This window comes from Cellulomonas sp. APG4 (assembly GCF_009996735.1).
Lineage (GTDB): Bacteria > Actinomycetota > Actinomycetes > Actinomycetales > Cellulomonadaceae > Actinotalea.
In genome coordinates this window covers 1-19,554 of record NZ_JAACYI010000006.1, presented here as the reverse complement: position 1 = coordinate 19,554, position 19,554 = coordinate 1, and the positions used below count along the sequence as shown (strand labels likewise).

The 19,554-nt window shown below is 74.8% G+C and carries 17 protein-coding genes and 1 tRNA gene; 17 read left to right on the top strand and 1 reads right to left on the bottom strand.

What is annotated here, in order from left to right; translation table 11 throughout:
* The first annotated feature begins 21 nt into the window (after positions 1 to 21).
* From GXB85_RS06395 to GXB85_RS06320, 17 genes are all read left to right on the top strand, one after another.
* Positions 22 to 3,132, top strand: a complete 3,111-nt coding sequence (locus GXB85_RS06395) for an Rne/Rng family ribonuclease (RefSeq protein ID WP_370524040.1) — start codon at positions 22 to 24, stop codon at positions 3,130 to 3,132.
* Positions 3,133 to 3,289: 157 nt separating this feature from the next.
* Positions 3,290 to 3,598, top strand: a complete 309-nt coding sequence (gene rplU / locus GXB85_RS06390; RefSeq protein WP_370524064.1) for a 50S ribosomal protein L21 — start codon at positions 3,290 to 3,292, stop codon at positions 3,596 to 3,598.
* A 51-nt stretch (positions 3,599 to 3,649) separates the two neighbouring features.
* Positions 3,650 to 3,907: a 50S ribosomal protein L27 gene (gene rpmA / locus GXB85_RS06385; RefSeq protein WP_161916810.1), complete on the top strand. Its 258-nt coding sequence runs from the start codon at positions 3,650 to 3,652 to the stop codon at positions 3,905 to 3,907.
* A 107-nt stretch (positions 3,908 to 4,014) separates the two neighbouring features.
* Positions 4,015 to 5,538, top strand: coding sequence for a GTPase ObgE (gene obgE / locus GXB85_RS06380; protein ID WP_161916809.1), 1,524 nt, complete (start codon positions 4,015 to 4,017; stop codon positions 5,536 to 5,538).
* Entirely contained in the window at positions 5,535 to 6,704 is a 1,170-nt protein-coding gene (gene proB, locus GXB85_RS06375) for a glutamate 5-kinase (protein WP_161916808.1), read from the top strand. The genes obgE and proB overlap by 4 nt, the downstream gene beginning before the upstream one ends.
* Before the next feature lie 13 nt (positions 6,705 to 6,717).
* Complete coding sequence (locus tag GXB85_RS06370) at positions 6,718 to 8,046, top strand: glutamate-5-semialdehyde dehydrogenase (RefSeq protein ID WP_161916807.1); 1,329 nt, start codon at positions 6,718 to 6,720, stop codon at positions 8,044 to 8,046.
* A gap of 121 nt (positions 8,047 to 8,167) precedes the next feature.
* A complete protein-coding gene (locus tag GXB85_RS17805) occupies positions 8,168 to 8,344 on the top strand; it encodes a hypothetical protein (RefSeq protein WP_202627683.1) in 177 nt (58 codons plus the stop codon).
* Positions 8,345 to 8,412: 68 nt separating this feature from the next.
* On the top strand, positions 8,413 to 9,015 hold the full coding sequence (nadD, locus tag GXB85_RS06365; protein ID WP_161916806.1) for a nicotinate-nucleotide adenylyltransferase: 603 nt from the start codon (positions 8,413 to 8,415) through the stop codon (positions 9,013 to 9,015).
* Positions 9,008 to 10,630: a hypothetical protein gene (locus GXB85_RS06360; protein WP_161916805.1), complete on the top strand. Its 1,623-nt coding sequence runs from the start codon at positions 9,008 to 9,010 to the stop codon at positions 10,628 to 10,630. The genes nadD and GXB85_RS06360 overlap by 8 nt, the downstream gene beginning before the upstream one ends.
* Positions 10,627 to 11,019 carry a ribosome silencing factor gene (rsfS, locus tag GXB85_RS06355; protein ID WP_161916804.1) on the top strand — a complete coding sequence of 131 codons (393 nt, stop codon included), beginning with the start codon at positions 10,627 to 10,629 and terminating at the stop codon, positions 11,017 to 11,019. The genes GXB85_RS06360 and rsfS overlap by 4 nt, the downstream gene beginning before the upstream one ends.
* Positions 11,016 to 11,705 carry a histidine phosphatase family protein gene (locus GXB85_RS06350; protein WP_161916803.1) on the top strand — a complete coding sequence of 230 codons (690 nt, stop codon included), beginning with the start codon at positions 11,016 to 11,018 and terminating at the stop codon, positions 11,703 to 11,705. Before rsfS ends, GXB85_RS06350 begins: the two co-directional genes overlap by 4 nt.
* 93 nt (positions 11,706 to 11,798) lie before the next feature.
* A tRNA-Ala gene (locus tag GXB85_RS06345) sits at positions 11,799 to 11,871 on the top strand.
* A 163-nt stretch (positions 11,872 to 12,034) separates the two neighbouring features.
* Positions 12,035 to 13,363 (top strand): APC family permease, encoded by a 1,329-nt coding sequence (locus GXB85_RS06340; RefSeq protein WP_161916802.1) that lies wholly within the window; start codon positions 12,035 to 12,037, stop codon positions 13,361 to 13,363.
* 160 nt (positions 13,364 to 13,523) lie between these two features.
* Entirely contained in the window at positions 13,524 to 14,309 is a 786-nt protein-coding gene (locus GXB85_RS06335) for an LLM class F420-dependent oxidoreductase (RefSeq protein ID WP_161916801.1), read from the top strand.
* A gap of 75 nt (positions 14,310 to 14,384) precedes the next feature.
* Positions 14,385 to 16,319 (top strand): PT domain-containing protein, encoded by a 1,935-nt coding sequence (locus GXB85_RS06330; protein WP_161916800.1) that lies wholly within the window; start codon positions 14,385 to 14,387, stop codon positions 16,317 to 16,319.
* A gap of 87 nt (positions 16,320 to 16,406) precedes the next feature.
* Positions 16,407 to 17,042, top strand: a complete 636-nt coding sequence (locus GXB85_RS06325) for a copper resistance CopC family protein (RefSeq protein WP_161916799.1) — start codon at positions 16,407 to 16,409, stop codon at positions 17,040 to 17,042.
* Positions 17,039 to 17,800 carry a YceI family protein gene (locus tag GXB85_RS06320; protein ID WP_370524039.1) on the top strand — a complete coding sequence of 254 codons (762 nt, stop codon included), beginning with the start codon at positions 17,039 to 17,041 and terminating at the stop codon, positions 17,798 to 17,800. Before GXB85_RS06325 ends, GXB85_RS06320 begins: the two co-directional genes overlap by 4 nt.
* Positions 17,801 to 17,839: 39 nt before the next feature.
* On the opposite strand, the gene GXB85_RS06315 is transcribed toward GXB85_RS06320, so the two are convergent.
* The gene (locus GXB85_RS06315; protein WP_161916798.1) at positions 17,840 to 19,552 is read right to left on the bottom strand and encodes a helicase HerA-like domain-containing protein; all 1,713 of its coding nucleotides are present in this window, start codon (positions 19,550 to 19,552) and stop codon (positions 17,840 to 17,842) included.
* Positions 19,553 to 19,554: the final 2 nt, after the last annotated feature.

The following is a 19,554-nucleotide window of genomic DNA, read 5'->3' as shown; positions in this document are numbered from 1 at the left end:
GCCTCGGGCCGGAGCACCTCCGTGACGACCGAGAACACCCAGGGCGAGAGCCCGACCGCCGACGCCGCGACGACGCCCGAGAGTGCGCAGCCGCGTCGCCGCTCACGGCGCGCGACCAGCGCGTCCACGACCCCCGCGCCCGCCGCTCCCGTGGTCACGGCAGCCGACGTCCCCGCGGCGCAGGCCGATGACGCGTCCACCGGCACCCCCGCCGCTCCCGCTCCGGCCGAGAAGGCCCCTGAGGTCCCGGCCCGGGCGCGCCGCAGCCGCCGGGCCACGAGTCCGGCCACCGCCCCGACGGCCGACGCCGCCCACCAGGAGGCCGGCCGGGGCGCCAACGACACGGCAGAGGCCTCGAGCGAGGTCTCCGAGGCGCCCGTCCCCGCGGAGGCGCCCGCGCCCCGCACCCGGCGACGCAAGGCGACCGCGAAGGCGACGGCGGCCGCCGACGACGCCGCGGGCACCGAAGCCACGACCGCACCGGCCGCGGACGCGGCACCCGGGTCGACCGCTCCTGCCGAGGGCGGCGCCCCGGCGCGTCGCGGAGCCCGACGCAAGAAGCCCGCCACCGAGGCGACGGAGGGCGCCGCCACCGCGACGTCGTCCGAGGAGGTACCGCCCGGGGAGTCCGCCGCCGAGGACGAGAAGGCGCCGCGCGCCCGCAAGGGTCGCGGCACGACCAAGCGCAAGGCTGCCGACACGGCCACGGCTGAGGCTGCGACGCCCCCGGGCTCCCCGGCCGAGCGGGAGGCGCCGCTCGACGTGATGGCCGAGCTGGGTGGCCGGACGACGCCGCGGGCCGGCGAGAGCCCGCGGCTCGCGACCACGGCGCTGCTCTTCCAGGCCCCCGAGCCCGACCGTCCCCGTCGTCGTCGCGCGCAGGCCCCCGCGGGCCCGCCCGTGCCGGTCGAGGACGCCGAGATCACCGGCGAGGAGGTCGCCGACGAGGACGTCGAGGAGACGACCACGGCCGACGCCGCGCAGGAGGGCGAGGGCGCGTCCGAGGACACGACGCCCGACGAGGGCCAGGACGAGCAGGACGAGCAGGACGAGGAGTCGGCGGGCGCACGTCGCCGCCGCCGGCGCCGCGGTGGACGCGGCCGGCGCAGCCGGGGCGGTGACCGCGGCGAGGACGGCGACGGCGATGCCGACGCGGGGGACGACGCCGATGGCGACGCCCCGCAGGGAGGTGCCGCGTCAGAGGACGACGCGGGCGACGAGTCGGACGGGGAGGAGGGCGGCTCCTCGAGCCGCCGTCGTCGACGTCGGCGTCGCTCGGGCGGTGGCGGGCAGACGGACGAGCGACCCAGCCGGTCGACCCGTTCCGGCCGTACGTCGTCCGACGAGGTGACGGCGCTCAAGGGCTCGACGCGGCTCGAGGCCAAGCGTCAGCGTCGCCGCGAGGGCCGGGACGCCGGGCGCCGCCGGACCGTCGTGACCGAGGCCGAGTTCCTCGCCCGCCGTGAGGCGGTCGAGCGCGCGATGATCGTGCGCGAGCAGGCGGGGCGCGTGCAGATCGCCGTCCTCGAGGACAACGTCCTCGTCGAGCACTTCGTCTCGCGCTCGGCCCAGAACGCCCAGAGCTCGATGGCGGGCAACGTCTACCTGGGCCGCGTGCAGAACGTGCTGCCCAGCATGGAGGCGGCGTTCGTCGACGTCGGCAAGGGCCGCAACGCCGTGCTGTACGCCGGTGAGGTCAACTGGGACGCCGCGGGCCTCGAGGGGCAGCCGCGGCGCATCGAGCAGGCGCTCAAGTCGGGTGACTCCGTGCTCGTCCAGGTGACCAAGGACCCGATCGGCCACAAGGGTGCGCGCCTGACGTCGCAGATCACGCTCGCGGGCCGGTACCTCGTGTACGTGCCGGGCGGCGGCATGACGGGCATCTCGCGCAAGCTGCCCGAGAACGAGCGGTCGAGGCTCAAGAAGCTGCTCAAGGAGATCGTTCCCGACGCCGCGGGCGTGATCGTGCGCACCGCGGCCGAAGGTGCCTCGGACGAGGAGCTGCGGCGTGACGTGCAGCGGCTCCAGGACCAGTGGGCCGCGATCGAGAAGAAGGCGAGGACGGCGTCCGCCCCTGCGCTCCTGCAGGGCGAGCCGGACCTCGCGATCCGTGTGGTCCGCGACATCTTCAACGACGACTTCCGTTCGCTCGTGGTCCAGGGCGACGACGCGTGGTCGACCATCTCCGACTACGTGCAGGCGATGGCGCCGGACCTCGCGGACCGTGTCTCGCGGTGGGCCGGCGAGGGTGACGTCTTCTCGGCGCACCGCATCGACGAGCAGCTCGCCAAGGGCATGGACCGCAAGGTCTGGCTCCCGTCGGGTGGTTCCCTGGTGATCGACCGCACCGAGGCCATGACGGTGATCGACGTGAATACGGGCAAGTTCACGGGCGCGGGCGGCACCCTCGAGGAGACGGTCACGCGCAACAACCTCGAGGCCGCCGAGGAGATCGTGCGCCAGCTCAGGCTGCGCGACATCGGCGGGATCATCGTGATCGACTTCATCGACATGGTCCTCGAGTCCAACCGCGACCTCGTGCTGCGTCGCCTCGTCGAGTGCCTCGGTCGGGACCGGACCAAGCACCAGGTGGCCGAGGTGACGTCGCTGGGCCTCGTGCAGATGACTCGCAAGCGCGTGGGCCAGGGGCTCGTCGAGGCCTTCAGCGAGACCTGCGAGCACTGCCACGGGCGCGGCTTCCTCGTGCACAGCGACCCGGTCGAGGCCAAGGGCGGCGGGAGCCAGGACACCGAGTCCGAGGGTGGCTCGTCGAAGCGCTCGCGGCGCAAGAAGGGCGGCTCGTCAAGCGCGTCCGGGGCGCCGTCCGCCGCGCCCGTGCCGGCCGTGCCCGTGCTGCCCGCCGCGCGGGAGGCCGTCAAGGCGACCCTCGCGACGATCGCCGCCGCGGCGGCGCACGCCCACGAGCACGAGCACGAGCACGACGCCGTGACGGAGTCCGAGCACGGCGACGGTCCCTCGGACGGCGACGCGGCGGTCGCCTCGGGCGGCGAGGCCGCGGTGCCCTCGGGCGGCGAGGCCGCGGTGCCCTCGGGCGGCGAGGCCGCGGCCGCCGAGCTCGACGCCACTGTCGCGAGCGTGGCCGCGGTCGAGACCGAGGAGTCCGAGGACTGACGTGCTCGCGCCCGTTTGACCGGAGGTGGGCGCCTTCCGTACCCTGGAACGTCGGTGCGCCGTGAGCGCACCGCTTCCACGTGCCCCGGGCGCCGGGACTCCCCGAGAGCGCTTCGCACGTCATATGCGTGAGAACCGAGTAGAGATGAGCAGCAACGTGGTGTACGCGATCGTCAAGGCTGGTGGCCGCCAGGAGAAGGTGTCGGTCGGCGACGTCGTCGTCGTGGACCGGCTGTCCGGCGAGGCCGGCTCGACCGTCCAGCTGCCGGCCGTCCTGCTCGTCGACGGGGAGACGGTGACGTCGGACGCCGCCTCGCTCGCGAAGGTCACCGTCACGGCGGAGATCGTGCGGGACGAGAAGGGCCCCAAGATCGACATCCTCAAGTACAAGAACAAGACGGGCTACCGCGTCCGTCAGGGCCACCGCCAGAAGCTGACCCGTCTCAAGGTCACCGGCATCAAGTGATCGCCGGGCCTGCGGGCCCTCCCGGTTCTCCAGCACCAAGAAAGGTCAGTCATGGCACACAAGAAGGGCGCGAGCTCCTCGCGGAACGGTCGCGACTCGAACGCGCAGCGTCTGGGCGTCAAGCGCTTCGGCGGTCAGCTCGTGAACGCGGGTGAGATCATCGTCCGCCAGCGTGGCACGCACTTCCACCCGGGCGTCAACGTCGGCCGCGGTGGCGACGACACCCTGTTCGCCCTCGCCCCCGGCTCGGTGCAGTTCGGCGTGCGCCGTGGCCGCAAGGTCATCGACATCGTCACGGTCGACGCCTGATCCTCGACCTCCACGAAGGGGCGCACCGTTGGGTGCGCCCCTTCGTCGTCCCGGGTGACGACGCTCCGTGCGTGACCCGTCGCCGATCGCTCTGAGAGGAGCCCACCGTGGCCACGTTCGTGGACAGGGTCGTGCTGCACGCCACCGGCGGTGACGGCGGCCACGGCGTCGCCTCCATCAGGCGCGAGAAGTTCAAGCCGCTCGCCGGTCCCGACGGCGGGAACGGTGGCGACGGCGGCGACGTCGTCCTCGAGGTGGACCGCCAGATCACCACGCTGCTCGACTTCCACCACGCCCCGCACCGCCGCGCGACGTCGGGCACGCAGGGCATGGGGGACAACCGGCACGGCGCCAACGGGCAGGACCTCGTCCTCAAGGTGCCCGGGGGCACCGTCGTCAAGGCCACCGGCGGCGAGGTGCTCGCCGACCTCGTGGGTGACGGCACACGCTTCGTGGTCGCCGCGGGTGGGCGGGGCGGCCTCGGCAACGCCGCCCTCGCCTCGCCGCGGCGCAAGGCACCCGGGTTCGCGCTGCTCGGCGAGCCGGGGGAGCAGCGCGACGTCGTGCTCGAGCTCAAGACGATCGCCGACGTCGCCCTCGTCGGGTTCCCGAGCGCGGGCAAGTCCAGCCTCGTCGCGGCGATCTCGGCGGCCCGCCCCAAGATCGCCGACTACCCGTTCACCACGCTGGTGCCGAACCTGGGCGTCGTGCAGGCGGGATCGGCGCGTTTCACCGTCGCGGACGTCCCCGGACTGATCCCCGGTGCGAGTGAGGGCAAGGGCCTGGGGCTCGAGTTCCTCCGGCACGTCGAGCGGTGCGCCGTCCTGGTGCACGTGCTCGACTGCGCGACCCTCGAGCCCGGACGCGACCCGCTCACGGACCTCGAGGTGATCGAGGCCGAGCTCGCGGCCTACGCGGGCGACCTCGAGATCGCGGGCGGCGAGGTGCCGCTCACCGAGCGGCCGCGCGTCGTGGTGCTCAACAAGGTCGACGTCCCGGAGGCCCGTGACCTCGCGGACCTCGTCCGCCCCGACCTCGAGGCGCGGGGCCTGCGCGTGTTCGAGATCTCTGCCGCGAGCCACGAGGGTCTGCGTCCGCTGACCTTCGCGCTCGCCGAGCTCGTCGCCCAGGTGCGTGCACGGACCGAGACGGTCGAGGCGCCGCGTGTGGTGCTCAGGCCCCCGGCGGTCGACGACGCCGGCTTCACCGTCACCCGTCAGGAGAGCGGCGGTCGCACCTGGTTCCAGGTGCTCGGCAGCAAGCCCGAGCGGTGGGTGCGCCAGACCCAGTTCAGCAACGACGAGGCCGTCGGCTACCTCGCCGACCGGCTCGCCCGCCTCGGCGTCGAGGAGCAGCTGTTCGCCGTGGGCGCCACCCCGGGGGCCGAGGTGGTCATCGGGGCCGGTGACGACGCCGTGGTCTTCGACTGGGAGCCCACGATGATGACCGGCTCCGAGCTGCTCACCGGACCCCGCGGGACGGACCTGCGGCTCGAGGACCGTACGCGGGCCTCACGCGCCGAGCGCCGCCAGGAGCACAAGGAGCGCATGGACGCCAAGGCCGAGGCACGCGCCGAGCTGTGGACGGAGCGCGAGGCCGGTCACTGGACCGACCCGGACGGCGAGGCATGATCACCGACCGCTCGGGGCTCGCGACGGCCCGCAGGGTCGTGGTCAAGGTCGGGTCGTCCTCGCTCACGGGCGCGGACGGTCACCTGGACGTCGCGGCGCTCGGTCGGCTCGTCGACGTGCTCGCCGCGCGGCGTGCGTCCGGCGGTGAGGTGGTGCTCGTGACCTCGGGCGCGATCGCGGCAGGGATCGGCCCACTCGGGCTGGCGGTCCGGCCACGCGACCTCGCGACCGCGCAGGCCGCGGCGTCGGTGGGCCAGGGGCTCCTGGTCGCGCGGTACACGGAGGCGTTCGCGCGCCACGGCATGCGCGTGGGCCAGGTGCTCCTCACGGCCGAGGACACGATCCGGCGCGGGCACTACCGCAACGCCCAGCGAGCGCTCGCCCGGCTCCTGGGGCTCGGCGTGGTGCCCGTGGTGAACGAGAACGACACGGTCGCGACCGACGAGATCCGCTTCGGCGACAACGACCGGCTCGCGGCGCTCGTCTCGCACCTCGTCCGGGCCGATGCGATGGTGCTCCTCACCGACGTCGACGCCCTCTACGACGGTCCGCCCAGCAGGCCCGGTGCGCAGCGGGTCGAGGAGGTGCGGCGTCCCGAGGACCTCGAGGGCGTCGCGGTCACGGCCCGCGGCAGCGGCGTCGGCACGGGCGGCATGGTCACCAAGCTCGCGTCGGTCGCGATCGCGACGGGTTCGGGGATCCCGGTCGTGCTGACGAGTGCCGCGCGCGCCGCGGACGCCCTCGCGGGAGACCGCGTCGGTACGTGGTTCACCGCGACCGGACGACGCCGTCCGACCCGCATGCTCTGGCTCGAGCACGCGGCCCGCACCGAGGGCCGCCTGGTGCTCGACGACGGTGCGGTGCGTGCGGTCGTCGAGCGTCGCACGTCGCTGCTCCCGGCGGGCGTCACGGCGGTCGAGGGCAGCTTCGAGGCCGGTGACCCGGTGGACCTCGTCGACCCGCGGGGACGGGTGGTGGCCAGGGCCCTCGTCGCCTACGACGCGGCCGAGGTGCCCGAGCTGCTCGGGCGCTCGACGCACGAGCTGCGGGCCGAGCTCGGCGCCGGGTACGACCGTGAGCTCGCTCACCGCGACGACATCGTGCTCGTCCGGGCGCCGCGCACGGCCGCACGTCGGACGCCCCCTGCCCGGACGGCGACGCGCTGACTATCCTCGCTGCATGACAGCGGTGACCCCCGACGCACCCGCCACCGGCGGCGGCGCGCGTGCCCAGGTGCCCTCCGACGACGTCCAGGACGCCGTCCGCGTGATCGCCGAGCGTGCGCGCGTCGCGTCCCGCGTGCTCGCCCGCGCCACGCGTGCGACCAAGGACGCCGCGCTGCACGAGATGGCCGACGCCCTCGTCGCCGCGACCCCCGAGGTCGTGGCTGCCAACGCGGTGGACCTCGAGCGCGGTCAGGCCGCAGGCATCTCCGCGGGTCTGCTCGACCGGCTGACCCTCACGCCCGAGCGGATCCGCGCGATCGCGGACGCGCTCCGCGAGCTCGCGGCGCTGCCGGACCCCGTGGGCGAGGTCGTCCGGGGCTCGACCCTGCCGAACGGGCTACGGCTGCGGCAGGTGCGCGTACCGATGGGCGTCGTCGGGATGATCTACGAGGCCCGGCCCAACGTCACCGTCGACGCCGCGGGGCTCGCCCTCAAGAGCGGCAACGCCGCGATCCTGCGCGGAGGGTCGGCGGCCTCGGGCTCGAACACGGTGATCGTCCGCGTGCTGGGGGAGGCCCTCGAGCAGGTGGGGCTGCCGGCCGACGCCGTGCAGTCCGTCGACGGCCACGGCCGCGCAGGGGCCGTCGCCCTCATGCGGGCGCGTGGCCTGGTCGACCTGCTCGTGCCGCGCGGCGGCGCGGACCTCATCCAGACGGTGGTGCGCGAGGCGACGGTCCCCGTCGTCGAGACAGGCGTGGGCAACTGCCACGTCTACGTGGACGCCTCCGCCGACCCGGAGGTCGCGCTGCCGATCCTGATGAACTCCAAGACCCAGCGCGTGGGCGTCTGCAACGCGGCCGAGACCCTGCTGGTGCACGTGGACGCGGCGCAACGGTTCCTCCCCGCCGCGCTGGACGCGCTGCAGGCCGCCGGCGTCACGGTGCACGGGGACGCCCGTACCGCCGAGCTCGCGCCCGACGGCGTCACGGTGGTCCCCGCGACCGACGAGGACTGGGCGACGGAGTACCTCTCGCTCGACCTCGCGGTGCGGGTCGTGGACGACATCGAGCAGGCCATGGAGCACATCCGCACCTGGTCGTCGGGTCACACCGAGGCCATCGTCACGCGCGACCTCGCGGCGTCCGAGCGCTTCGTGGCCGAGCTCGACTCGGCCGCGATCATGGTCAACGCCTCGACGCGTTTCACCGACGGCGGACAGTTCGGCCTCGGCGCGGAGATCGGGATCTCGACCCAGAAGATGCACGCGCGCGGCCCGATGGGGCTGCCCGAGCTCACGACCACCAAGTGGGTCGTCAACGGCGACGGGCACGTGCGCGCCTGAGTCACCCGTTCGTACGCCGGCCTCGGGTCGCTGAAGGGATCGGCCCGCGAACCGTGCGACACTGGAGGACCTGCGCGGCGCACCGGCGCCGCCGGGTGAGGACGATCGCCAGGAGGTCGACGTGCACGCTGCCCAGATCGTTGCCGAGGCTGCCGCCGAGGGCGGGCACCTGGCGATGCCGCCGGTCGGCTTCGGCGTCGTGACGCTCGCGGTGCTGCTCGCCCTGCTCGGCGTCACGTGGTCGTTCCGCAGCGTCGGTCAGCGGCACAGCCCTGACGACCACGACCGTCACCCCTGAGGACGGCCCCAGCACCGCACGAGCCGGCAGCCAGGCCGGCCCCGACCTGCGTGGAGGAACGCGACGGCATGGCAACGCACCGGCCCCGGCTGGGGGTGATGGGCGGGACGTTCGACCCCGTCCACCACGGCCACCTGGTGGCCGCGAGCGAGGCGGCGGCCAAGCTCGACCTCGACGAGGTCGTGTTCGTGCCGACCGGACGCCCGTCGCTCAAGCAGCACCCGGGCGTCACCGCAGCGGAGCACCGCTACCTGATGACCGTGATCGCGACGGCCTCCAACCCGCGCTTCACGGTGAGCCGGGTGGACGTCGACCGCCCCGGGCTGACGTACACGGTCGACACGCTCGCGGACCTGAGCGCCCAGCGGCCCGACGCCGACCTCTTCTTCATCACGGGTGCTGACGCGATCGAGCAGATCCTCACCTGGAAGGACGCCGATCGGTTGTGGTCGATGGCCCACTTCGTCGCCGTGACCAGGCCGGGACACACGCTGTCGATCGAGGGGATCCCGCGCGACGCCGTCTCCGTGCTCGAGGTGCCCGCGCTCGCGATCTCGTCGACGGACTGCCGCGAGCGTGCCCGCGCGGGCCAGCCGGTCTGGTACCTCGTGCCGGACGGCGTCGTCCAGTACATCGCCAAGCACCGTCTGTATCGAGGTCACGATGACTGACGCCAGCATGGGGGAGCGCCGCCGTCGCCGTGAGGAGGAGCGTCTGCGGGCCCTGGCCGCCCAGTCCGACGCCGCGCCCGCACAGCCCGCGGCTGCACACCCCGCACCCGACCAGCCCGCACCCGCTCAGCCCGCACCCACGCAGTCCCGACCGCTGTCGCGACGCGAGCTGCGTGAGCGTGCCGAGGCCGAGGCGGCCCGGCGCGCGGCGGCCGAGGAGCGGGCCGTCGCGCCGTCTGCCTCGTCGACCACAGCAGACACCGTGCGTGGCGCACCCGCAGCACCGTCACGGCGCGCACTGCGCGAGTCCGGCCCGCCGCCGACCGTCACGTCGACCCCGTCGCCGCGTGTCACGCCGCCCGCGGCGACCGGCGGGATCCGCAGGGTCGACGCGACCGGGCACCTGACGCCCGTCGAGGCCCCCCGGCAGGAGCCCGCAGGGCGGGCGGACGCATCCGCCACGTCGGGGAGCGGTCCTGCTCCCGCACGTGCCACCGAGGAGGCCCCGGCGTCGAGCAGCCGCGCGCTGTACGAGCGCGCGCGCCGCAACGCGGGCGGCTCGGCCGCGCCGACGGGAGCCGCGGCACAGCCCGCGAGCGCGGCGAGCCTCACGCCCCAGGCACGTGCGGACGCGTTGCGTGCGCAGGCGGCGCGCGCCCAGGCCGAGCGCGAGGACGCCGCGCGCCGGCAGGCCGAGCGGGCACAGGCGCAGCGCACGCAGACCCAGCGGGTCCACGCCCAGCGTGCGCACGACGAGCGACAGGCGTCGGAGGCGCGCCCGGGTGCCTCACGCGCCCCGGGGCAGGCTCCCGCACCGCACGTGGCAGGCAGGTCCGGTCCGGGCGGCGTTCCCGAGGCCGCAGGTCTGCCCGATGCCGCCCCCGCGGTCGACGGCGTGCGGCCGACCGAGCCCGCGCGCAGCCGGCTCGCCTCCTGGCCCACCAGCGAGTGGCCGGCGCAGCCCCAGCGGCCGACGGTGCGGATCGTCACCGAGCCCGCTACCCGGCAGGGGCCGGCGAGCGTCTCGAGCGTCGTGCCCGCGGAGCAGGTCCCGCCGATCGGCAGCCCGGTCGCCGTCGTCCGCGCGCCGCAGGCGGCGCCGGCCGCGCCGCAGGGTTGGGCGCCCGTCCCCGCGACCCCGCACGCTCCGCGCGAGGCGCGCGAGTCCGTGCGACAGCCGGCCCCGGCGGCGAAGGTCGCAACAGCGCCACCGGGCTCCGCCACGCCGGTGCCTGCGGCTCCGCCGGGTCCGACCGCGGCCGAGCCCACGGTCGACGCGACCCCGTCGTGGCGCCCCGTGGAGCACGGTGCACCCGTGCCCAGTCCGCAGGCCGCTGCGCCGGTCGAGCACCTGCCCCAGCCGTCCGAGGCCGAGGCCACGGACCCGGACGAGCATCACGAGCCCCAGCCGGCGGCCGAGGCCGGCCACCAGCCGTACACGTGGAAGCATCTCGCCGTCCTGCTGCTCGTCGCGTTCGTGCTGGGCATGCTCATCGTCATGGTCGTGCTCCAGGACTCTGCCGGGGCAGAGGCCCTCGCCGACGCCGCGACCAGCACCGCCTCCGTCCTCACCTCACCGCCCGTGGGCGGCCTCGACCAGACAGGGATCCTGTGACCGCGACCGACCGTGCCCTCGAGCTCGCCTACGCCGCAGCGCGCGCCGCCTCCAGCCGCAAGGCGGAGGAGATCATCGCGCTCGACGTGAGCGAGCGTCTCGTCCTGACGGACGTCTTCCTCATCGCCTCGGGCACCAACGAACGGCAGGTCGGGGCGATCGTCGACGCGGTCGAGGAGGCGCTGCACGCGCACGGCGTCAAGGCGCTCCGGCGCGAGGGTGTCCGTGAGGGGCGTTGGGCCCTGCTGGACTACGGCGACGTCGTCGTGCACGTCCAGCACGCCGAGGACCGCGTGTACTACGCGCTCGAGCGGCTGTGGGCGGACTGCCCCGTGGTCGAGCTGCCTGCAGACGTGCGCGACGGTGACGGCGCACCCGACAAGACGTGAGCGCCGGGACCGTCGTCCTGTGGCGTCATGGCCGCACGGCCTACAACGCGCAGGCGCGCCTGCAGGGGCAGGTGGACATCGACCTCGACCACGTGGGTCGTTGGCAGGCGGGCCGGGCGGCCGAGGTGCTCGCGGTGCAGCACCGCCCGGCCCGGCTGCTGAGCTCCGACCTCGGGCGCGCGCGGGAGACCGCACAGGCGCTCGCCGAGCTCACGGGGGTGCCGGTCGAGACCGACGTGCGGCTGCGCGAGCGCAGCTTCGGCGAGTGGGAGGGCCTCACCGCGGACGAGATCGCCGTCCGGTGGCCCGAGGCGTACGGCGTCTGGCGTGCCGGACGGGACCCCGAGCGCGTGGGTGCCGAGACGCGCGCGCAGGTGGCCGATCGGATGTCGGCGGCGGTGCGTGAGCACGCCGTGGCGACGGACGGCACGCTCGTGTGCGTCTCGCACGGGGCGGCGGTGACGCTCGCGCTGACCGCGCTGCTGGGGCTCGACGCGCACGAGTGGCGCGGCATCGTCGGGCTCCACAACGCGCACTGGGCGGTGCTGCGCGCGAGTGCGGGCGACGCCGTCCCGCCGTGGCGGCTCGCGGGTCACAACCTGGGCCCGGCGGTCGACCTCGACGAGTGGAACGACGGTCCGAGCGAGCAGGTGCCGAGCACGACCGCGGACGCGCTCCGGACGTGAGCACGCCCCGCCGTGGGCGGGCCGCCGCGAGGTCGGGCCGATTGGAGTTCGGGGCGTGGTTGCCCCTAGACTGACCGAGCCCTCCGGGGCACCGGGGCTGTGGCGCAGCTGGTAGCGCACCTGCATGGCATGCAGGGGGTCAGGGGTTCGAGTCCCCTCAGCTCCACCGAGGACAGAGCTCAGAGGCCACGTCGGGACCCTTGAACGAGGGTTCGGCGTGGCCTTCGTGCGTCTCGGGCGGCGCGGTGGGAACGGCGCGGCGCGAGTGCTGGCCACCGCGTTCGGGAGGTCGCGCTGCGGGCTCGCACCGGACTCCCTACGGTGGCCGGATGAGCGACGAACGGCAGCTGTCCCTCGTCGGCTCGGTCTCTCTCGGTACCGGCGTCATGGTGGGTGCGGGCATCTTCGCGCTCGTCGGGCAGGTGGCCGAGCTCGCCGGGCCGCGGGTACCCGAGGCCTTCCTGCTCGGTGCCGTGGTCACGGCTTTCGCGGCGTACGCGTACGCGCGCTACTCGGCCGCGAACCCGACGTCGGGCGGCATCGCGATGCTGCTCAAGGCCGCCTACGGCCCGGGCTTCGTGGCCGGGTCGTTCTCCTTGTTCATGTACGTGTCGATGGTGATCGCGCAGAGCCTGCTGGCGCGCACCTTCGGGACGTACCTCCTGCAGCCGTGGGGGCTGCAGGACTCGGCCGTCCTCGTGCCCGCGCTCGGCGTGAGCCTGATCGCGGTCGCGGCGGTGATCAACGTCAAGGGCATCGGCTTCGTCGAGGGCTCGGCAGCGACGTCTGCGGCCATCAAGGTGGTCGGACTCGCGGTGCTTGCCGTGGCCGGCCTCGCCGCTGCGGGCTGGAGCTCGGTCGCGACGGCGCTCCTGCCGGCTGCCGGCACCGACGACGGCACGGGGGCCGGCTGGTTCGGGCTGGCGGCGGCGACCACCCTGTGCGTGCTCGCGTACAAGGGCTTCACGACGATCACCAACCAGGGCGACGACCTGCGCGACGCGGAGCGACAGCTCCCGCGGTCGATCCTGTGGTCCATCGTGGCGTGTGCGGTGGTCTACCTGCTGCTCACCGTCGCGGTGACGGCAGCGCTCACCCCGGCGGAGATCGCGGACGCCCGCGACTACGCGATCGCTGCTGCCGCGGAACCGCTGCTGGGCGTGTGGGGCGTGCGGCTCACCATCGGGCTCGCCGTCGTCGCGACGTTCTCCGGCCTGCTCGCCAGCATCTACGCGGTGTCGCGGCTCTACTCGATGCTGCACAGCATGGGGCAGGTACCCCTGCTGCCGGTGTCGGTCCACCGCCAGCCCGTCCTCCTCACGGCGGGCCTCGCGATGCTCACCACCGTCTTCTTCGACCTCACGCAGATGGCGTCGATGGGCGCGATCCTGTACCTGACGATGGACGTCGCGGTCCAGTGGGGCGTCCTGCGCCGTCTCGCGGCCGACATCGGCGCCAAGCGGTGGATCCCCGCCGTCGCGATCGTGCTGGACGTCGTCGTGCTCGCCGCCTTCGTGGTGCTCAAGCTGCAGCGTGAACCCGCGACGATCGTGGCGGGGGTCGGGGTGGCGGTCGTGGTGCTCGCGTCCCAGGCCCTCGTGGTCCGACGCCGGAGGGCCCACGAGGACGAGGGCGGCGCAGCGGGCCACGGCGCCTGACGGGTCCACGCCGGGGGCGTCCCCGCCCGTCGCCTCTCCGCGCGTCGCCGCACCGGCTCGTCGTGCACCACCCGCTCGGACCGCCTTAGGGTTCCGGTGTCCCCCCCGTCGACGACCCGGTCCGTGCGACGGCCCGGTCAGTGCCCACCCGGAGCCCCCGATGACCCGCCCCCTGCGCATCGCCCTGCAGATCCAGCCGCAGCACGCGCCCTACGCGCGCATCCGCGACGTCGTCGCCGAGGCGGAGGACCTCGGTGCCGACGTCCTGTTCACGTGGGACCACTTCTTCCCCTTGAGCGGCGATCCGGACGGTGCGAACTTCGAGTGCTGGACGACGCTCGCCGCGTGGGCCGAGCAGACCGAACGGGTCGAGATCGGCGCCCTCGTGACGTGCAACAGCTACCGCAACCCCGACCTGCTCGCGGACATGGCGCGCACGGTCGACCACGTCAGCGACGGCCGGCTGGTGCTGGGGATCGGGGCAGGGTGGTTCGAGCGGGACTACGTCGAGTACGGCTACGACTTCGGGACGGCCGGCTCGCGCATCGCCGACCTCGCCGACGCGTTGCCGCGGATCAAGGCGCGGTGGGAGCGGATCGTGCCACCGCCCACGCGCGAGATCCCGGTGCTGATCGGCGGCGGGGGAGAGCGCAAGACGCTGCGTGTGGTCGCCGAGCACGCGACGGTGTGGCACGCGTTCGGTGACGTCGACACGTTCCGGCACAAGAGTGCCGTCCTGGACCGCTGGTGCGCCGAGGTGGGCCGCGACCCGGGGGACATCGAGCGGTCGGTCGCCGTCGGGCACAGCGGCCCGCCCGGTGCCGACGCCGAGGCGCTCGTCGCCGCAGGTGCGACGCTGTTCACCGTGGACACGTCGGGACCGGAGCACGACCTCGACCGTCTGCGGACGTGGCTCAGGTGGCGCGACGCGCACCAGCGCCCATGAGCGTGTTCGCTCACGGCGAACACGCGGGGTGCTCCGCAGGTGGCCGACCGGACGAGGGAGAGGAGACGGGGGACGATGCCTGAGTCGCGTGGTCTGCCGACCCGTCTCGCCGCGCTCGGACGGCGACGCGTCGAGGGTCGACGCGTGCTGCGGTGGCTGCTCGTCGCGCTGCTCGTGCTGGTGCCGAGCGCGGCCTGGGGCGTCGCGACCGCCTCGGCCCAGGCGTCCCTCGGGCCGCACGTCGCGCGCTACGAGGTGACGCTCGACCACGAGATCACCGTGGACCTCGGCCCCCTGGGCACGCTCGTCATCGACTCCCCGCTGCCCCTCACCCTCGGGGCCAGGGTGGTCGTCCAGGAGATCCCGCGCGAGGTCACCGCCCTCCAGGGCGTGGACACCCTCGAGGCGCTCAGCGCCGACCTCGAGCGCTACGTCCAGTTCTTCGGGTCACCCTCGGCGACGCTCGAGGACGCCGTGTGGGCGCTGGTCGCGGACGCCGTGAGGCGCACGCTGCTCGCCGCGGGCCTCGTCGCGGTCACCGTGCTCGCGCTGCGAGCCCTGCTCGGTCCCGCACGACGACGCGAGGTCGCGCGCGAGCTGCGGCCGCACACCGCGGCGCTCGCGGGCGGCACGGCCCTCGCACTCGTGGTGGTCGGCACCGTGACTGCGAGCGACCACCGCGTCACCGTGGCAGCCGACGACCGGCAGGCGTCAGCCGTCTTCGACGGGACCCCGCTCGAGGGGGCCCGGATCACCGGGCGCCTGGCGGGGGTCATCGACACCTACGGCGGCTACGTGGTCGACGCCGTGCGGGACAACGACGCCTTCTACGCGGCGGCGCGCGGGAACCTCACGGCGGCCTGGGAGGCGCGCCGCGCGAGCGACGCCGCGCTCGCGGCGATCCGAGGTGAGCGTCCGTTCGGCGACCGACGAGACGCCGAGGGCGCCGACGCGCGTAGCGCGCCCGGCGATGCCGCCGACGACGCGGCCGTGGAGGGCGGGACGGAGCGCACGGGCCCGGCCGACGCCGCCCGCGGGGCGACGCCGACGCCCCCGCCGGCACGGACGGAGCCCACAGCCGACCCGACCGGCGAGCCACCGGGTGGGCCGACCAGCGAGCCGAGCGACGAGCCCACGGGCGAGCCGACCGAGGTGCCCGTCGACGTCGAGCCTGCGTCCGAGCTCGTGACGCTGCTCGTCGTGAGCGACCTGCACTGCAACGTCGGCATGGCGCCCGTGATCGGCGAGGCCCTGCAGCTCTCGGGTGCGCAGGTGCTGATCGACGGCGGTGACACCACCGTCAACGGCACCGCGGTCGAGTCGTACTGCGTGACCGCGTTCGCCTCGGCCGTGCCCGCCGGCGTCGACGTCGTCGTCGCGAGCGGCAACCACGACTCGACCGAGACCGAGGACCAGTACCGCGGCGCGGGCGCCGTCGTGCTCGACGGCGAGGTGGTGGACGTCGCGGGCCTGCGCTTCCTCGGGGACACCGACCCACGGGCGACGCGCATCGGTGCGGGCACCACGCTGCGCGGGGACGAGACGATGCTCGAGGTGTCCGCCCGGCTCGCCGAGGTGGCGTGCGAGGACCCGGACGGGGTCGACCTGCTGCTCGTGCACGACCCCGTGATGGGCGAGGAGACCCTCGGTCGCGGCTGCGCGCCGGCGCAGGTGTCGGGGCACATGCACCGCAGGGTCGGTCCCAGCCGCGAGGGCGAGGGGGTGCGCTACGTGAGCGCCAGCACCGCGGGGGCCGCGCTCGGGCGACCCACCGTCGGGCCGCTCAGCGGCATCGCCGAGATGACGGTGCTGCGGTTCGACCCGACGACGCGCCGGATCGTCGACTACCGCCTCGTGCGGGTGCACCCGGACGCGTCGGTCGACGTCGGGTTCGCCGTGCGGTGGCCCGACGGCCCGGCGGAGCCCGACCCGCCCCGCCGCCCGGTGGGGCCCCCGGTCGCGCGAGGCGCCGTGGGTGGACCGGGCACTCCCGCGGCCGTCGTACGGTAGGGGGCGGCGTCGGCAGGGCCGACGCGGGTGCGGACCCGACCGCACGACCCCGTCGACCGGCGTGCCGCGCCGAGGAGAGGAGAGCCGGTGCCCCGCAACGACCGTCCCGTGGCCCGGGCGGCCACCGCCCGCCTCCGGTCGGTGGCGCTGGTACTCGTACTTCTGCTCGGGACGTTCGGCCCGGCCGGTCCCGCGGCGGCCCACGACGTGCTGCTGGCGACCGACCCCACGGACGGCGCGACGCTCGACGAGGCGCCCACGCAGATCATGCTGACGTTCTCGGCGGACCAGATCGACGTGGGCACGGCCGTCCGCGTCGTCGACGCGGCGGGGCAGGACCACGCGGACGGAGCACCTCGGGTGGACGGCCCGACGGTCGTGCAGCCGCTCACCCCGCTGGCTCCGGGGACGTACGAGGTCGTGTGGCGCTCGGTCTCGAGCGACGGCCACACGCTCGACGGCGCCTTCGGTTTCGAGGTCGCCGGTGCCGCGGAGCAGCCCCCTGCCGAGCCGACGCCCGAGGTGACCACGGCAGCACCCACCGAGCCGGTCACCGGGCCCACGGCCGACCCGACACCCGAGCCGACCACGACCGACGCGCCGGCTGACGCGGGCACCGCCGACGGCGGAGGGGGACCGGCCCTGCCGCTCGTGCTCGGCGCCCTGGGCCTCGGCGTGGTCGGCGCGGCCGTCGCGCTCCTCGTGCGCAGGCGGCGGTCGTGAGCGCCGCGCGGCGGGACCGGCACGCACCGGACGTCCCGGGCCCCTCCCCGACGCTCCCGCCCGAGCACCGGCGCCGCTGGCTCGTGCGAACGGTGGTCGCCGTGGCCGTGGTGCTCGGCCTGATCGCCGGCGGCCCGTGGGTGTACGCGCAGCTGCTCGCCCCCGAGGCGGCTGCACCGCTCGCGTTGCAGACCCCGGCGCCCACGCTGGCGCGTGAGGTCGCGCCGAGCGTCGCCCCTGCGGACCTCGACGGCGCGTGGACGGTGCAGCCCGACTCCGAGGCCGGCTACCGGCTCGACGAGGTGCTCTCGGGGCAGGACGTCACGGTCGTCGGGCGCACCACCGAGGTCGCGGGGAGCATGACGGTGGCCGACGGTTCGCTCACCGCGGCCCAGGTGACGGTCGACGTCGCCTCGATCGCGACCGACGAGTCCGCGCGTGACGCCTACTTCCGGCGGGCGATGGACACGACCGCGAACCCCGAGGCGACGTTCGTGCTCGAGCAGCCCGTGGACGTGCAGGCGCTCGCGGCGACGGCGGAGGCGGTGCCGGTCGAGGCCGTCGGAGCGCTGACCCTGCACGGGGTGACCAGGCCCGTGACCGCCCAGCTCGAGATGCGCCGCACCGCCGCCGGCGTCGAGGTCGCCGGCAGCATCCCGGTCACCCTCACGGACTTCGGCCTCACCGCACCGGACCTGGGTTTCGTGACGGTCCAGCCCGCCGGGCTCGTCGAGATGCGGCTGCTGCTGAGCCGGTGAGCGTGCGGGTCGCGGGGGGCGGGCCCGACCGCGGAGGGCTCAGCGACGGCGCGTGCCGAAGATCGTGCGCGTGATCTCACGGCCGAGCGCGGTGCCGGCCGACCTCAGCAGCGCGTCGAGCGGTCCGTCGTCGCGTCGCCGGGCGGCCCGGGGGGCCCGTCGAGGCACGGTGCCGGGCTCGCGTCGCATCGACCGCTCGACCTCCTCGAGCTCCGCGGCGCGGCGCGCGGCGTCCTGGTCGGCCGCGGCGTCGGCGCGCGCCTGAGCGGTGCGCGCGGTCAGGAGCTCGTACGCGGACTCGCGGTCGACCGGGCTCCCGTACCGAGCTGCCACGGGTGAGGCCGCCACGAGCTCGCGCAGCCGCTCCTCGGGCGCGGGGGACATGGACGACTCGGGGGCCCGCAGCCGCGTGTGCGCGACGGGTGTGGGCGCGCCGTCCTCCGAGAGCACCGTGATGAGGGCCTCGCCCGTCCCGAGCGTGGTCAGCAGCTCGGCCAGGTCGAGGTCCGACCGTGGGAAGGTCCGCGCGGTGGCCCGGAGCGCGGCCTCGTCGTCGGGGGTGTGGGCACGCAGGGCGTGCTGCACACGGTTGCCGAGCTGGGCGAGGACGTCGGGTGGGACGTCCTTGGGCGTCTGGGTCACGAGAACGACGCCCACGCCCTTGGAGCGGATGAGCCGCACGGTCTGCGTGACCTGCGCGAGGAAGTCCTTCGACGCGTCCGAGAACAGCAGGTGCGCCTCGTCGAAGAAGAAGACGAGGGCCGGCCGCTCGGGGTCGCCGACCTCCGGCAGGCTCTGGAAGAGGTCGGCGAGGAGCCACATGAGGAACGTGGAGAACAGCGCGGGCCGGTCCTGGACCCCCGGGAGCTCGAGTGCCGAGACCACGCCCCACCTCCCGGCCGGCGTGTCGGTGGTGCGCAGCAGGTCGGCCGTGTCGAAGGCGGGTTCGCCGAAGAAGACGTCCCCGCCCTGGGCCTGAAGGGCCACGACCTCCCGGAGGATCACTCCCGCCGTCGCGCGCGACAGCCCACCGATGTCCTGGAGCTCGGCTCTGCCCTCCTCCGAGACGAGGTGCCCGATGACGGCCTGGAGGTCCTTGAGGTCGAGCAGCGCGAGACCCTGCTGGTCGGCCCAGTGGAAGACCAGCCCCAGGCTCGACTCCTGCGTCGCGTTGAGCCCGAGCACCTTCGCGAGGAGCAACGGCCCGAAGTCGGTCACCGTGGTGCGGATCGGGGTCCCGGTGCCCAGGCCGCCGAGGGTGTACGGCTCGACGGGGAACACCGTCGGCGTCCACTCCTGGCCGACGCTCGCGGCGCGCTCACGCAGCCGGTCGCCGTCGGTGCCGGGGGACGCCAGACCCGAGAGGTCACCCTTGAGGTCGGTGACGAAGACCGGCACGCCGGCGCGTGCGAGGCCCTCGGTCATGAGCTGGAGGGTGCGCGTCTTCCCGGTGCCCGTGGCCCCGGCGACCAGCCCGTGCCTGTTCATCGACCGCAGCGGAAGCCCCACCTGTGCACGTGGCTCGGCCGTGCCCGCCTCCACGAGCGCGCCCAGCGGGAGCACCGGACCGTCGGCTCGGTAGGCGTCGCGGACCTGCGCGGCGCGGGGGCTCAGACCGTCCCCGCGGTCCGCCCCCGCACGTGCCGGCACCTCCGCCGTCGACGAGCCCGACGGTGACCCGCGCCGCCCCGCCTCTGCGGTCGCGAGGTCGGCCGCCGCCTCCAGGGCGTCGGCCCTGTCTCCTATACACATCT

Coding starts and splice junctions, on each gene's coding strand:
- rpmA (WP_161916810.1), top strand. CDS start 3,650: ATGGCACACAAGAAGGGCGCGAGCTCCTCGCGGAACGGTCGCGACTCG.
- proB (WP_161916808.1), top strand. CDS start 5,535: ATGATCACCGACCGCTCGGGGCTCGCGACGGCCCGCAGGGTCGTGGTC.
- GXB85_RS06370 (WP_161916807.1), top strand. CDS start 6,718: ATGACAGCGGTGACCCCCGACGCACCCGCCACCGGCGGCGGCGCGCGT.
- nadD (WP_161916806.1), top strand. CDS start 8,413: ATGGCAACGCACCGGCCCCGGCTGGGGGTGATGGGCGGGACGTTCGAC.
- GXB85_RS06360 (WP_161916805.1), top strand. CDS start 9,008: ATGACTGACGCCAGCATGGGGGAGCGCCGCCGTCGCCGTGAGGAGGAG.
- GXB85_RS06340 (WP_161916802.1), top strand. CDS start 12,035: ATGAGCGACGAACGGCAGCTGTCCCTCGTCGGCTCGGTCTCTCTCGGT.
- GXB85_RS06335 (WP_161916801.1), top strand. CDS start 13,524: ATGACCCGCCCCCTGCGCATCGCCCTGCAGATCCAGCCGCAGCACGCG.
- GXB85_RS06330 (WP_161916800.1), top strand. CDS start 14,385: ATGCCTGAGTCGCGTGGTCTGCCGACCCGTCTCGCCGCGCTCGGACGG.
- GXB85_RS06315 (WP_161916798.1), bottom strand. CDS start 19,552: ATGTGTATAGGAGACAGGGCCGACGCCCTGGAGGCGGCGGCCGACCTC.